9 protein-coding genes and 1 other annotated feature are annotated in these 14873 nt (G+C 51.2%); of the genes, 1 reads left to right on the plus strand and 8 read right to left on the minus strand.

Annotation, left to right across the window (positions count from 1 at the left end):
- Window positions 1-32 precede the first annotated feature (32 nt).
- From DW826_RS04570 to DW826_RS04595, 5 genes are all read right to left on the minus strand, one after another.
- A complete protein-coding gene (locus DW826_RS04570) occupies window positions 33-2684 on the minus strand; it encodes a valine--tRNA ligase (protein ID WP_015554817.1) in 2652 nt (883 codons plus the stop codon).
- A 128-nt stretch (window positions 2685-2812) separates the two neighbouring features.
- Window positions 2813-3022, minus strand: a complete 210-nt coding sequence (locus DW826_RS04575) for a DUF6472 family protein (RefSeq protein WP_117471860.1) — start codon at window positions 3020-3022, stop codon at window positions 2813-2815.
- 124 nt (window positions 3023-3146) lie between these two features.
- Window positions 3147-3381 (minus strand) — a binding site (T-box leader).
- A gap of 114 nt (window positions 3382-3495) precedes the next feature.
- Window positions 3496-4305, minus strand: a complete 810-nt coding sequence (locus DW826_RS04585; RefSeq protein ID WP_117471859.1) for a hypothetical protein — start codon at window positions 4303-4305, stop codon at window positions 3496-3498.
- Window positions 4302-5528, minus strand: a complete 1227-nt coding sequence (locus DW826_RS04590) for a DUF5716 family protein (RefSeq protein ID WP_117471858.1) — start codon at window positions 5526-5528, stop codon at window positions 4302-4304. Before DW826_RS04590 ends, DW826_RS04585 begins: the two co-directional genes overlap by 4 nt.
- 13 nt (window positions 5529-5541) lie before the next feature.
- On the minus strand, window positions 5542-9114 hold the full coding sequence (locus DW826_RS04595; RefSeq protein WP_117471857.1) for a DUF5717 family protein: 3573 nt from the start codon (window positions 9112-9114) through the stop codon (window positions 5542-5544).
- A 387-nt stretch (window positions 9115-9501) separates the two neighbouring features.
- Here DW826_RS04595 and DW826_RS04600 point away from each other — a divergent pair, with 387 nt between their 5' ends.
- On the plus strand, window positions 9502-10023 hold the full coding sequence (locus tag DW826_RS04600) for a DUF4364 family protein (RefSeq protein WP_117471856.1): 522 nt from the start codon (window positions 9502-9504) through the stop codon (window positions 10021-10023).
- Between the two features lie 108 nt (window positions 10024-10131).
- Here DW826_RS04600 and yihA read toward each other — a convergent pair whose 3' ends face one another.
- The 3 genes from yihA to clpX form a co-directional block, all read right to left on the minus strand.
- Window positions 10132-10812 carry a ribosome biogenesis GTP-binding protein YihA/YsxC gene (yihA, locus tag DW826_RS04605; protein ID WP_117471855.1) on the minus strand — a complete coding sequence of 227 codons (681 nt, stop codon included), beginning with the start codon at window positions 10810-10812 and terminating at the stop codon, window positions 10132-10134.
- Window positions 10813-11041: 229 nt separating this feature from the next.
- Window positions 11042-13354, minus strand: a complete 2313-nt coding sequence (gene lon / locus DW826_RS04610) for an endopeptidase La (RefSeq protein WP_015554828.1) — start codon at window positions 13352-13354, stop codon at window positions 11042-11044.
- Window positions 13355-13527: 173 nt separating this feature from the next.
- Window positions 13528-14829: an ATP-dependent Clp protease ATP-binding subunit ClpX gene (clpX, locus tag DW826_RS04615; RefSeq protein ID WP_117469831.1), complete on the minus strand. Its 1302-nt coding sequence runs from the start codon at window positions 14827-14829 to the stop codon at window positions 13528-13530.
- Window positions 14830-14873 lie beyond the last annotated feature (44 nt).

The raw sequence follows: 14873 nt of genomic DNA on the forward strand, positions 1-14873 counted from the left end.
GCACTTTCATGCCATGGTCATATTTTCATCGATTACTTACCAAGCTGAGCCAGACGAGTCTTTACCTGCTCCATCATCTCGGTGTACTTCTGGAGTTTTGCCTTCTCCTCATCGATCTTCGCCTGCGGTGCCTTGCTTACGAACTTTTCGTTTGCAAGCATTCCGTTTACGCGGGCAAGCTCTTTTGTGAGGCGCTCTTCTTCCTTCTTTAAGCGCTCGGTCTCCTTCTCGATGTCGACAAGCTCAGCGAACGGCATATAGATCGCTGCCTTCGGGATCACTGCGGATACAGCGTCCTCACCGATTCCTGTCTTATCCTTCTGGATCACTACCTCACTGGCGGAAGCAAGGGTACTGAAGAATACACGGCTGTTCTCGAAGATATCCGTGAGATCGGCATCCTCAGTCACAACAAATACTTTTGCCTTTCTGCTCGGCGGAACGTTCATGGATGTGCGCACATTACGGATCGCGCGGACAGCCTCTTTGATGACCTCTACCGCGTGCTCGTCTGCCGCGAAGTTCCACTCTTCCTTATATACCGGCCAGGAGGAGATCATGATGGACGGCTCCTCATCCTGTAAATTGCAGAAGATCTCTTCTGTGATAAACGGCATGAACGGATGTAAGAGCTTTAAGGAATTGATCAGAACCGTCTTTAAGGTCCAGATCGCAGCCGCCTTCGTCCGGTCCTCATCGTTCCAGAGACGCGGTTTTACCATCTCGATATACCAGTCACAGAATTCCTCCCATACGAAGTCGTAGACCTTCTGGAGAGCGATTCCAAGCTCGTACTTGTCCATGTTTTCCGTTACTTCCTTCGCGAGGTCATTGACCTTGGAGAGGATCCATTTATCTGCTGCCGTGAGGTCTGTAAGCTTTGCCTCGCCTGCCGGCGCTTTCTCGATATTCATCATGATGAAACGGCTCGCGTTCCATACCTTGTTTGCGAAGTTTCTGCTGGCCTCGACTCTCTCCCAGTAGAAACGCATATCGTTGCCCGGTGCATTTCCTGTCATAAGTGTCATACGGAGAGCATCCGCGCCGTACTTGTCGATCACCTCTAACGGATCAATACCGTTTCCTAAGGACTTACTCATCTTGCGTCCCTGAGAATCGCGGACAAGACCATGGATCAGGACAGTGTTGAACGGGCACTCGCCTGTCTGCTCAAGTCCCGAGAATACCATACGGATAACCCAGAAGAAGATGATATCGTATCCGGTAACGAGAACGTCGGTCGGATAGAAGTACTTCATCTCATCGGTTTCCTTCGGCCAGCCCAGTGTAGAGAACGGCCATAACGCGGAGGAGAACCAGGTATCAAGGGTGTCCTCATCCTGCTTTAAATGTGTGCAGCCGCACTTCGGGCACTTCTCCGGCATCATCTTCGCAACCGTCATCTCACCGCACTCTTCACAGTAGTAAGCCGGGATCCTGTGTCCCCACCAGAGCTGTCTGGAGATACACCAGTCGCGGATCCCCTCAAGCCAGTGGAGATATGTCTTACCGAAGCTCTCCGGAACGAATCTTAATTTGCCGCTCTTTAATGCCTCGATGGCCGGTTTTGCCATCTCATCCATCTTTACGAACCACTGCGGTTTTACCATCGGCTCTACGGTTGTGCCGCAGCGGTCATGGGTACCAACGTTGTGGCTGTGCGGAACGATTTTCACGAGAAGGCCCATTTCCTTTAAGTCCTCGACCATGGCTTTTCTCGCCTCGTAGCGGTCCATGCCGAAGTACTTGCCCGGAACATTGATGGTCGCGTCATCGTTCATGATGCAGATCTCTTCCAGATTGTGGCGTTTTCCGACCTCGAAGTCGTTCGGGTCGTGGGCCGGTGTGATCTTTACGCAGCCGGTTCCGAATTCCTTGTCAACATACTCGTCGGCGATCACCGGGATCTCGCGGTCTGTGAGTGGAAGCTTTAACATCTTTCCGATGATGTCTTTGTAACGCTCGTCCTCCGGGTTTACAGCAACGGCTGTATCGCCGAGCAGTGTCTCCGGTCTCGTTGTGGCGATCTCGACAAATCTTCCCTCTTCGCCCACGATCGGGTAGTTGATGTGCCAGAAGAAGCCGTCCTGCTCCTTGTGCTCTACCTCAGCATCGGAGATGGATGTCTTGCAGACCGGACACCAGTTGATGATCCTGGATCCCTTGTAGATATATCCTTTTTCATAAAGGCGTGTAAATACTTCTAAAACAGCCTCAGAACAGCCTGCGTCCATGGTGAAACGCTCTCTGTCCCAGTCAGCGGAGGAGCCGAGCTTGTGGAGCTGTTTGATGATCCTTGTGCCGTACTCATCTTTCCATTTCCAGGCCTCTTTTAAAAATCCCTCACGTCCAAGGTCATTCTTGTTGATGCCCTCTTTTTTTAACTTGTCGATGACCTTGACCTCGGTAGCGATCGCCGCATGGTCTGTTCCCGGCTGCCAGAGTGCCTCATAACCCTGCATTCTCTTGTAACGGATCAGGATATCCTGCATCGTATTGTCGAGGGCATGTCCCATATGGAGCTGTCCTGTAATATTCGGCGGCGGCATTACGATCGTAAACGGCTTTTTGCCCTCGCGTCTTCCTCTCTCCGCGTCAGCGTGGAAATATTTGTTGTCCAGCCATTTCTGGTACAGACGGTCCTCAATGTCCGCCGGATTGTAGGTCTTTTCCAGTTCTTTCATGGTCTTCTCCTTAAAACTTTATCAACATGTTTCTTTTTTGTAACTGCAAAAATGTGGAGCAGTTACTGCTTTTCAATTTACTTTTTTATTATCAGCGCAAAATGCGCAGACTCACAAAATCATCTCGTTTACATCTGTTTTCTTACAACAGCGTACTCATCATCTGCCTGGTAAAAACCGCAGGAAAAGTCACTTCCGCGGAGGAACGCGGACATCTCGTCCTCGTCGAGATCTGCCTCACAGACATAATATCCATACTCGTCATCATATGTGTAAAAGGCGCAGGTCTCGCAGTTCGTGATCCGTACTTTTTTCTGTTTTGCATCTTTTTTTACCATCATGTACTCCTCTCGAAAGGCTGCTGCTGTGCGCCTGCCGGGCACTCCCTCAGCTGCTGCCAACATTCGTAATCCGGGCTATCGCCCTGCTTACTCATATAAGAAAAGCCCTCTGCACTCTCATGCAAAGGGCGAATCACCGCGTTACCACCTTTATTTACTGTCCGGATCCAGAACGATCCTCCAAACAGCATCTCTTCGTTCTTAACGAGGTCTCTCCCCGGGAACAGCTACTTTTTATTTCACCATTCCGGCTCCGAAGCTACCTTCCATTTTTGCATTCCCGGACCGACTTCCAGCCTGTGATCAGTCCTCTCTGAAGGTGCAGAAAATGTACTCCTCTTCTTCCCAGCCTTTCTTATATTCCATGGAGCAGGTCTCTTTATCAGCCGCCTGTTCCATATCACGGTCATCTGATTTTTCCGGCCGCTCTTACATAATATAGTAGAATCCTGATAAAATGTCAAGGGAAACTACAGCATTCTCCTGTATTCCATCTTCCACTGATTCAGGATATCCCCCGCCGCTGCGATCCGGCCAGCCGGGTCTTTCTCGAATACGGCGGCAAGCTTCAGCGTCTCCGGCGCCTTCTCTGACTCTTCTCTCGCCTCTTCCACTTCTTTATTCCAGACTTCCTTATCGTCCTCCCCGATCATCTCCCGGAATTTATCCTTAAGCGAAAGCTCCGGATTCAGTATCGTGAGGAAGTACATGCGTTTCACATACTCCGCCTCCGGCTTCGCATTCCAGGCATTCTCGTAGGCATGCATAGCTTTCTGGTAACAGAAGAGTTTCGCGTAGCAGGCCGCGATATTGTTCCAGACTTTTCCCCGGAAATCCCCGGAGAGATGGCGTCCGGCCCCATCTAAGGTCTGCTCGTAGATCGTGACCGCTTTTCCGAAAAGATCCAGACCATAGAAATAATCTGCGCGGCGCTTCTCGTACTCTTCCTCTGAGAGTTTTTTCAGTCCGTTCACGGTCTGTCGGTAAGCCGCCTGCTCCTTTGGGGTATAGTAATTACATTCCTTGAGGATCAGGTACAGAATCTCCTCCGTCGCCCCGTGGCTGTCCAACCATTTTTCCACCCGTTCCGCGAGAAACGGCATCCGAAGCTCACTTCTTAAAAACTCAGTCAGGCGTTTATCAATAAATCCCTCCAGCACCAGCAGCGGATTGTTGTAGATCACATAGCAGAGCTCCTGGGAGGAGTAGAGATGGATCCCAAGATCCTCGATATAAAGCGGAACCGTTACCGGTTCCTGTCTGCAGAGAATCAGGCTCATAATGTCACCTCCTGACGGACCACCGCGTCCGTTTTCGGGAACAGTTCCCCAAATCCCTGGTCCGTGAGCTTGACCACCATGGTCTTCTCATCTAAGAATCCCACAGCCACCCGGATCTTCGTCGTCTTATTCGGGCGCTCCGGAAATCCCTCAAGAGGGATCTTCACGGTCCTTTTTTTCTTTGGCTCCTGCTGCGGTGTGATCGTAAAGCAGATCTCTTTCTCCCCGTCCGGGATCACTTCCACCACACTTCTCGCCTCGTACCAGCTCTCACCGGCGGATGCCAGACTGATCTCCGTCTTTGTATCCCGCTTCATAACCTCCAGAGAGACTGTGGACTTTAATTTTCCCTCGCAGAGACATACAAAGGATCCGGAACCGCTCTCGTTTAAGTAATCCTCAGCCTTCATGGCCGCACCTTTTGCGAAGATGGCTGTCTCCACGAAGACTCTTCTCCGGTTGCAGATCTGCCTCATAAATTCCGGCGCCCAGTCGGTTCTCGCGAAACCTTTTCCCGTCAGGAAGATCGAGGAAAAGATCTTTTTCTGTAAAAACCGTTCTCCACAGGCACACAGGATCTTGTCTGCCATCTTTGCCCCGGAGCCTGTATCGAGAACGCTGAGGCTGAAACCCTCTTCCAGCTCCTCATGCTCCGCGATGGCTGTCATCCGGCGCGGTCCTCTCGTGACCTTCAGTTCATAGTAACGCAGGTCCTCATCGGATAAGGAAAACATGCCAACCTGACCGCCCCAGACATCTCTTCTCTGGTTCAGCACATAGTAGACGAAGCATTCCGTGTGGCTTGCGATATGGACATTTCCTCTCGGGATCCCAAGAGCTTCTACGCTGGCCGTAAGTCCCTCCAAAAGCTTCATCTCCAAATTTTTGAGGCTGATGACCAGCTCATCGATCCTCTGTCCGGCATACTCCGCACGCACCATGGCGAGGATGCTGCCTAAAAATCTCTGCAGCAGTTCCATTCCACCGTACTTTACGCCTCCAATGGTGGATGTTCCTTCTTTTGCTGCCAGGCTTAGGAGCTTATCAACGATGACGCCCTCGCCCACCAGCGTATATTTATATGCATCTTCCCCCACATACCACTCTTCCGCGGATTTTTTTCTGCAGATGACGGTCGGGAGCATCCACGCCTCCTCACGGCCCAGAACAGCCGCCTGAGTGTAGGTATCACAGAGGTCGATGCCAACGATCAGTTTCTCCATTTATTTGCCCTCATTATGCCAGACGGAACAGCTTTTTCGCGATCTGACTGTCCATCACGTATTCTGTCATGCTTTCTTTTAATTTCCGGTCATCCTTCATTCCGAGATAGAGGTTCATGGCATTTAAAGCCGTGAAGCGGTTTCCTTTATCCCCCGTTGCCGGTTCGCTGCAGGTCACTTCGCCCTCCGCCTTTTTCACCAGTCTTCCGTCCTCATTCTCCCAGATCTCGTACTCCATGATCTCACCGTCAAACAGGAGTTTCTGGCGCACATAGATCCCTTTATAGACCATGTTCATCTCTTCCTCATGGAACTCTTCTTCGTCCGGCAGGATCCGGATCTTTAAGATCGGTCTTCCGTCCGGCCGTCCATGGTACTCGATGATCTCCTTATCCATGACCTCGCCCGGCATATCCACATATTTTGCAAGATCCTTGTACCACGCAAATACCATACCTCTGGCGGAAAGGATATCCATCATCCGGGATAGCAGGGCCTTCTGCTCCTCAGTAATCTGTGCCAGAGTCGAATAAAATTTCGCCAGCGCCAGAAGATAGATCTCCGGCACCTTCCGAAGCTCCATACCGTGGATCGCGCCTTCCAGATACGCGAATACCTTATCCCCCGGGACTGTGTCACGCAGGAAGTATTCCGTACACTTCACTGTAAAGTACGCCTTCACGATCACATCACTGGTCTCTTTTCTCGACGCGTAAAGGTCAAATACCGTGTCCATATGCTTCTCACAGCCGGAGAAAAGGCACTGGGCCAGCAGGCGCTCCTCAAGGTCATATGTCTCCACATGGGTCTTCACTGCTTCCGCAAGGATCCTGAACATAGATTCCCCGCTGCCGTTATAATGCTCGCAGAGATAATCCAGGATCACGCTGTCCCCGTGTCCGTCCGAAAATACACGCCCCGCAAGGTGGAGGAGCAGGTCATCCTCCTCGAACATCCGGTCTAAGATCAGCTGGGATACCAGAGCCGCGAGACGTTTCACACGGATCTGCTCCTCGCCGAACTCCTTTATCATCTCGTATGCCTGAACCATGTAATTCTGGACGATCAGTGTCTCGCAGACATCCACACGTTCCGGTCTGGAGAGTGTCCTCTTGTCAAGTTTTAAGAGGTACGCTCCACCCTCCGCATCCATGGCCTCATCGTCGCCGAAAAGCGCCGCACGGTAGTAGGAAATGATCCTCGTCAGCATTTTCTGCTGGTAGGCCGGCTTCACCGGGAGTGTATCCAGAACAGTCTCGATCCCGGTCACATCTTCCTTCTCAAGGTCCTTTTTCTCCATGATCTCCAGACACGCCTTCATCTTTAACATCGGGTGGTCCGGGTACATCTCAAAGCATTTTTCTTCCAGTTCCTTCTCATCGAGAACCGGTTCCTTCGTATATTCCACGTCCATGTACCTGTTTCCGAAGGTATCCTGGAACATGATCACGCTGTCTTCAAAGAACAACGGCACATAGGCAGTCTGATTCTGCAGCGGGTAGGCATCCTCACCGGTCAGGATCTCGTTGGAAACGATCACATACTTCATCGCCGCATCCTTCACCTGGATCCGGTTTGCCTTTAAGATACCGGGCAGCACCCGGGCCACCTGATTATCGATCATATCGCGGTAAATGATATGTTTGTAGATCACCGCAAGTCTCCTGTTGATCCGGGACTCGAAAAGCTGCTCCATGGCAAACTTTTCCATCTCCCGCTCGTACTTTTTATAGAGCGGATCGTCCTGCGGAATATAGGCCGCCACATTGGCATAGAGGGCTGCACGGCTCTTCTGGTCCAGATGGGCGCACTCATAGGAGAAATACAGCAGTACCTGACGCGGCATCATCTTCTCATAATCATCCGGCAGAGCGTAGAGGAAATATTCGTAGATCCTCGTGAGGCTGATCTCCTCATTGATTCCCTTCTCATACCAGGAAAAGCTCTCTTTTCCGCGGGCATTTCCCTTAATTAACAGACAGCACACCGCCGTCAGCATGTCCTTCGTCGGGTATTTCTCGTAGAGCTTTGCAAGCAGGCGGTAATACAGGCGGTGGAAGAACTTCGCTCCCGGCGCCAGCGCGCAGATCCGCTCCGCCATCTCCTGCCCCACGAGGCCATTCATGACTCCGTAGTAGAGGGCATGGATCTCAAAGGCATCCATCGTCTTTAAGAGTTCCGGATTCTTCCCGAAGAGACGCACCGTCTCAATATAGAGGAACGGGCTGCGGCAGCCATTCTTATACTGCATCTTAAAGCTCTCCGCGAGGGCTTCCTCCTCCTCGTACATCTCCGGCAGCATCTTTAACTGCAAAAGCTGCAGGTAGAACCGGCCGTTGACGTCCTCCAGCTTTTTCCTGAACAGGCGGACCACAGCGTCCTTCTTCTCCTCGTCCGGTTCCAGGCGGTACTGCAGGTACTGGTAATAACAGTAGAGTGTTCCGATCCGGTCTCTGAGGGCAGAAACGGTATCCCACGCATCGTCCAGACATAAAGCCGCCTGATCCGGTCTCTCCGCGTCCAGATAAGTCTCCGCCTGCAGGAGGGACAGGATCACAGAACCGCCGTTTGCGCCGCGGATGGCATCCAGCTCGTTCTGGATCTTTCCGAGGACAGCTTTTTTCTCGTAGAGACCGCTCTCGTAGGCCTCACGGAGTTTCATGTACCGGCAGACACCGGCTTTGCTGATCTCGCCCTCAGCGCGCTTTCTATCCGGCTCCTCTCCCATAGCCTCGATCCGGATCACGGTGTCACCGTGGACGGTAAGAAGGCGGATCGCGCCGAGGTTCTTTCCCTTGTGCATTCTCTCCGGGTGGATCCTGAATCGCAGATCCAGACGGTCCTCTTCAAAATCCGCCTGAGTGATGACCTTCTTCGGGATCTCAATGAAATCGCCGTCAGCACGGACTTCCATATAGAGATAGCCCCAGGTATTTTTCCGCAGGACGACCTTGTCATTCACGATATCCTTCGGCTTGTCATAGACCTTCTTTGCCGTAGATAAGGTCAGCTCGATGGGTTCCTTCACTCCCGTCGCCAGAAAGAATTCCTCCAGGGCATTCTGGCGGTTTCCGTGTCCCCTTAAGCCTTCATAGATCGTGCGGATCCGCAGATCCTTAAACAGCGGCGCTTCCGTAAAATCCCGGTACTCCATGAGGCGCAGCGCCAGTTCCATATCCTTTTTCGCCAGCTCCACAAAATCATCCATAGATTTTAATGTGGACAGGACACGGACAGACTCGATCATTTCCACGCGAAAAAGAAAAGGAACCTCCAGTTCTCCGCTGTTTGTGACAAGCGTGAAGTTTCCCTTGATCAGGTCTCCGTTCTCGCACCAGGAGGTGTCGACTTCGTAGACAATATGGTTTCTTAAGCCCCCGAATGCGTTCTTTAAGATCTTCACGCGGCTGTGGCTTGAGTAGGCAAGGCCTTTGATATATAAATTGTTCTCACTTGCTAAGTATAGCTCTCTTTTATAAACCGTATCGCTCCCCAGAGTCTCCTCGATCTTCACAGGATCCAGAAACAGCTTCGGCATCTCCGCGTCCACGATTCCTCTGGAAAGGCGCATGATCCGTTCTCTCATATGTTTTCACCTTATATTTATAATCCGATTACGTACGAAGGCTGCAGGTTCCGCCAACACTTCCGATTCCGCATCGTCAGAACCAGCTGCCGGCCTGTACTTTCTTATGGTCATCGCAGACACATGCTCAGACCTGCTGATTTATTACGTGGTATCATCATAGCACATTTCCTGATCAAATTCACTACAAATTTCGACCTTTTTCATATGATGGAAGAAAAAGGGCTTGAATACCGCTGTGGAAACCTGTAAAATAGATGTATTCGCAGTGATTATAAGGAACTTCCCGTGTTCTGCCTGTAAGACCGGTTCCGCCTGATCACCGCATTCCGTGTAACTGTGTTTTTCACCGTTACCAACGATTTTTTGCCAAAGGAGCCTACGTGTATGTTATCTGATCCGATCACGCTCTACAAATTAATGATCCTCTACATGCTGGACCACGTCAATTTTCCGCTGACAAACTCCCAGCTCACGGATTTCTTTCTGGATCACGAATATACGACATACTTTACGCTCCAGCAGGCGTTAAACGAACTGAAAGAAGCGGGGCTGATCCGGATGGAATCCACCCACAACTCCTCCCGCTATGAGATCACCAAAGAGGGCGATGACACTCTCTCCTTCTTCGGAAACAACATCTCCCCGGCAATCATCGAGGATATCGACAGCTACTTAAAGAAGAACAAATTCCGCTTAAGAAACGAGGTCGGCGTCATCTCCGATTTCTATAAATCCACAAATCAGGACTATATCGTCCACTGTGAAGTCCGGGAAGGCAAATCTGTCCTCATCGGCTTCGACCTCTCCGTCCCCGACAAGGATCAGGCTGAGACTATGGCCAGCCACTGGAAGGAGCGGAGTCAGGATATCTACGCTTATGTGATGAAGACCTTGATGAAAGGTTAAAATATGCGTTTTGAAGTCTGCCGTCGGCAAATTTCTGAACGTACGTCAAAACGGCACCTGCTGCAGTAAAATTCTGCGGCAGATGCCGTTTTTCAGTACTTCCAAAATTTAAAGGTTCTGCTGCGCCTCTTTCGCCGCCTTCTTCGCCGCCCATTCCGCAGCTTTCTCCGCCTGGATCTCCTCCTCGGCAGTCAGAAGATCTTCTCCTGCTGCCATCTTGTCGATGAGGTTCCAGACGTCCTCTCTTCCCTGTTTTGTCTCGGCGGAGAACGGGATCAGGATATCCTGTTTTTCCATGCCGAGACCGGTGCGGATGAGTTTTACCTGCTTCTGGATCTGGCTGCGCTTGATCTTGTCAAGCTTTGTGGCAATGATGACCGGACGGAATCCGTTGTAAACGACCCAGTCGTACATGGTCTTGTCGTTGGCGGACGGCTCGTGGCGGATGTCCACAAGAAGGAAAACGCACTTTAACATCTGGGATTTGTGGAGATAATTCTCGATCATCCTGCCCCATTTTACCTTCTCAGACTGCGGGACCTTCGCGTAACCGTAGCCGGGGAGATCCACGTAGTAGAGAGCTCCGTTGATATTATAAAAGTTGATCGTCTGGGTCTTTCCCGGCTGGGAGGACGTTCTCGCCAACGCTTTCCGGTTCATGAGCGCGTTGATCAGGGAAGATTTTCCCACGTTTGATTTTCCCGCGAAGGCGAACTCCGGCAGCGTGTTCTCCGGCAGTGTGCTCGTCACACCGCAGACGGTCTCAAGTTCCACATTTCTGATTACCATATATTTCTCCTTGTATGTAACACTTCAGCACTTTCCTTGTCACACGCAAAAATCCATTTCAGAATGACTTTGTCGCTGGGATTTCTGCCTGTCAAACTATGCTTTCTTACAGTCGGCGCAGCACATGCGCAGACCCTCAGAACCGTTACCATTGTTTTTACATACCAGAGTCAACAGCCCTCTAACAGGCAAGGCCTGTCAGAAAGCCGCCAACCTTTGTAGCCTCGCATTACACGAACGCCTCGCGTACTACGTCATCCATAGTCTTCACAAATACGATCTCCATGCCTTTCGTGATCTCCTTCGAGATCTCTGCCATATCCGGACGGTTCTTATCCGGTACGAGAACCTTCTTCATATGTGCCATTCTTGCTGCCAATGTCTTTTCCTTTAAACCGCCGATCGGCAGTACCCGGCCTCTCAATGTGATCTCACCGGTCATGGCAACGCTTGCGCAAACCTTCTTTCCGGTCACCGCGGAGAGCATGGCTGTTGCCATCGTAATGCCCGCAGACGGACCATCTTTCGGCACGGCACCCTCCGGGATATGTAAATGCAGGTCATGTTCCTTAAAATACCTGCTCTCCACACCGTACCGGTCTGCCACGGAACGAACGTAAGTCAGCGCGATCTGCGCGGATTCCTTCATGACATCACCCATCTGTCCTGTCATCTGAAGCTTTCCATCACCCGGCATTACATTCACTTCGATCTGAAGTGTGTCGCCGCCGACGCTTGTCCACGCAAGACCTCTTACGATTCCGACCTCGTCCTCCTCATTGGCATTTTCGAAGGTGATCTTCTCTTTTCCGAGATACTTCTGAAGATTTCCCTCTGTGATATGCACAGTTTTTTTCTTCTTTTCCAGAAACTCCCTCGCCGCTTTTCTGCAGATCTCACCGATCCGGCGCTCCAGATTTCTCACACCGGCCTCTCTCGTATAGTTGTGGATGATCTTCTCCAATGCCTTATCGCTGAAGGAAAGCATCTCCTCCGTAAGGCCGTTTCTCTCTAACTGTTTCGGAATGAGATACTTCTTTGCGATATGGAACTTCTCGTTCTCTGTATAGCTGGATACCTCGATAACCTCCATACGATCAAGGAGCGGTCTCGGGATTGTCGACGCATCATTTGCCGTCGCGATAAAGAGAACGCCTGAGAGATCCAGCGGGATCTCCAGATAGTGGTCGCGGAACTTCACGTTCTGCTCCCCATCAAGGACCTCCAAAAGTGCTGAGGAGACATCTCCCCGATAGTCGGCAGAGACCTTATCGATCTCATCTAAAAGCATTAACGGGTTTGACACGCCTGCCTGACGCATTGCATCGGCGATACGGCCCGGCATCGCTCCCACGTATGTCTTTCTGTGTCCGCGTATCTCCGCCTCGTCGTGAATGCCGCCAAGGCTGATCCGGACATACTTCTTTCCGAGGGCGCGGGCAACCGATCTCGCGATGGAGGTCTTACCTGTTCCGGGCGGTCCCACAAGGCAGAGGATCGGGCTTGTGCCTTTCTTTGTGAGGGCACGGACCGCAAGGAATTCCAGTACACGGTCCTTAACCTTCTCCAGACCATAATGATCCTCCTCCAGAATCTCTTTCGCGTGAATGATATCCTGATTATCCCTTGAGACCTTCTTCCACGGCATCTCAAGCACCGTCTCGATATAGGTACGGAGAACATTCGCCTCCTGACTTCCTCCCGGCATACCCTTGAAACGCTGGATCTCTTTTTTGATCTTTTCCTTCGTTTCCTTGTCCGCGTTCAGCTTTTCCAGCTGTTCCATATATCCGTCGGCATCTTCCGTCCCGCTGTCATCTCCCAGTTCCTCACGGATCACTTTTAATTCTTCCCTTAAAATATAATCCCTCTGGTTCTTATCGATGTGCTCCTTCACTTTTCCCTGATAATCCCGCTTGATCATAAGGATCTCGAGTTCCCGCATCAGGTAGTACACGATCCGGTCATACAGATGGCTCCAGTAATCACACTCCAGCATCTCCTGCTTCACAGCAAAATCCCACGGAAATTCATTTGCTGTCTGGGTCAGAAGCTGCTCCAGATCCGTGATCACAAGAAGACTTCCGATAAAATCTTTCACAGCCTTCGGATTCGCGTTTCCGAATTCCTCTAATTTTTCCTTAACGATCCGGCTCATGGCTTCCTTCACAGTGTCGGTAAGCTGTTCTTCCTGCATCGGCGCTTCCTCGACCTCAGCTTCCAGATACGGTCCCTCCTCAAACAGAGTGAGAAGCGCCGCTCTCTTTTCGCCTTCCACCATCACACGGATGATACCGCCCGGCATTTTCACGAGCTGTTTGATCTGGGAGATCGTTCCCATCTGGTACAGATCCGCGACCGCAGGTGTTTCCTGCTCCGGATGACGCTGGGTCACGAGATATACCTTCTGGTTTCCCATCATGGCTGTCTCAATGGCGCGGATCGATTTTTCCCGGCTGATGTCGAAATGCTGTACCATTCCCGGAAGGATCGTGAGTCCGCGGAGTGCCACCGCCGGCATCGTAATTTTCTTATCTTCCATTATTTCTCCTATGAACGCAACTGCCCGGCTTCTTTCCGATGCCTGTCAGCAGTTACGGGCAAATTTCTGTTGTGTAAAAAGGCTGCCGTGACATTTCTGTGCGCAGCAGCCCCTCTTATCTGCGGGATACGGGTCCTGCAGGTACAATTTTTCTCATACGGGAACGCCGTCCGTTACGCGATCTCCCCGTTACTCTCTTTTCTGGATCTTCCGGCCAATGCTTTTTTCGGCACCGTCACGTCGCGGTAAACGACTTCCGGCTTTTCCTTTCCGTCCACCGCGTCCTTCGTCACGGTGCAGATTCCCACATTGGAATCAGACGGAACCTCGTACATCGTATCCATCATGACGGATTCCATGATCGCGCGGAGTCCTCTGGCGCCTGTCTTTCTCTCTACTGCCATATGGGCAATCTCGTGGACGGCATCCGGAGTGAACTCCAGCTTCACATCATCCAGCTCGAATAACTTCTGGTACTGCTTTACGAGGGCATTCTTCGGCTCTGTGAGGATCCGCACAAGGGCATCCTCATCCAGAAGGTCTAAGGATACCATAACCGGAACTCTTCCCACAAACTCCGGGATCAGGCCGAATTTCGTGAGATCCTGCGGCATCGCCTGCTTTAACAGCTTGCTGATATCCGTATTTTTCTTATCCACGATCTTCGCGCCGAAACCGATGGAACTTGTCTCCAGTCTGGATTCGATGATCCGCTCCAGACCGTCGAAAGCACCTCCGCAGATGAACAGGATGTTTGTCGTATCGATCTGGATCAGCTCCTGCTGCGGATGCTTTCTGCCGCCCTGAGGCGGAACGCTTGCAACAGTACCTTCCAGAATCTTTAACAGCGCCTGCTGGACGCCCTCGCCGGAAACATCACGGGTAATGGACACATTCTCGGATTTTTTTGTGATCTTATCGATCTCATCGATGTAAATAATACCGTACTCCGCACGGCTCACATCATTATCTGCTGCCTGGATCAATTTTAAGAGGATGTTCTCCACGTCCTCGCCGACATAACCGGCCTCAGTCAGCGTCGTTGCATCTGCGATCGCAAACGGAACACCTAAAAGCTTCGCAAGTGTCTGCGCAAGATAAGTCTTGCCGGAGCCGGTCGGACCGAGCATCAGGATGTTGCTCTTCTGAAGATCAACATCACTTTCCATCTTCGATGTGATTCTCTTATAATGATTGTAAACAGCCACGGAAAGAACTTTCTTCGCCTCATCCTGTCCGATCACATAGTCGTCCAGAAATTCTTTGATCTCCTTCGGTTTTAAGAGGTTGATTCCGGAGAAATCCGGTCTCTCCTCCTCCTCGTTTCCGAGTTCTTCCTCAAGGATCTCACTGCAGAGTTCGATACACTCATCACAGATATAGACGCCGTTGGTACCGGCGATCATTTTTCTGACCTGATCCTGATTCTTTCCGCAGAAGGAACATCTGATCTTTTCCTCTGGTCTTACTGGCATGTTCGCACCTCAATTCTAAATTCTTTATGTCTCGCTGCGCTCCG

This window comes from Clostridium sp. AM34-11AC (genome assembly GCF_003435375.1).
Taxonomy (GTDB): Bacteria; Bacillota; Clostridia; order Lachnospirales; family Lachnospiraceae; genus Pilosibacter; species Pilosibacter fragilis.

What these genes read in the sequence shown, in the direction of transcription:
- DW826_RS04570 (WP_015554817.1), bottom strand. Translation starts at nt 2,684, where the DNA reads ATGAAAGAACTGGAAAAGACCTACAATCCGGCGGACATTGAGGACCGT.
- DW826_RS04575 (WP_117471860.1), bottom strand. Translation starts at nt 3,022, where the DNA reads ATGGTAAAAAAAGATGCAAAACAGAAAAAAGTACGGATCACGAACTGC.
- DW826_RS04585 (WP_117471859.1), bottom strand. Translation starts at nt 4,305, where the DNA reads ATGAGCCTGATTCTCTGCAGACAGGAACCGGTAACGGTTCCGCTTTAT.
- DW826_RS04590 (WP_117471858.1), bottom strand. Translation starts at nt 5,528, where the DNA reads ATGGAGAAACTGATCGTTGGCATCGACCTCTGTGATACCTACACTCAG.
- DW826_RS04595 (WP_117471857.1), bottom strand. Translation starts at nt 9,114, where the DNA reads ATGAGAGAACGGATCATGCGCCTTTCCAGAGGAATCGTGGACGCGGAG.
- DW826_RS04600 (WP_117471856.1), top strand. Translation starts at nt 9,502, where the DNA reads ATGTTATCTGATCCGATCACGCTCTACAAATTAATGATCCTCTACATG.
- yihA (WP_117471855.1), bottom strand. Translation starts at nt 10,812, where the DNA reads ATGGTAATCAGAAATGTGGAACTTGAGACCGTCTGCGGTGTGACGAGC.
- lon (WP_015554828.1), bottom strand. Translation starts at nt 13,354, where the DNA reads ATGGAAGATAAGAAAATTACGATGCCGGCGGTGGCACTCCGCGGACTC.
- clpX (WP_117469831.1), bottom strand. Translation starts at nt 14,829, where the DNA reads ATGCCAGTAAGACCAGAGGAAAAGATCAGATGTTCCTTCTGCGGAAAG.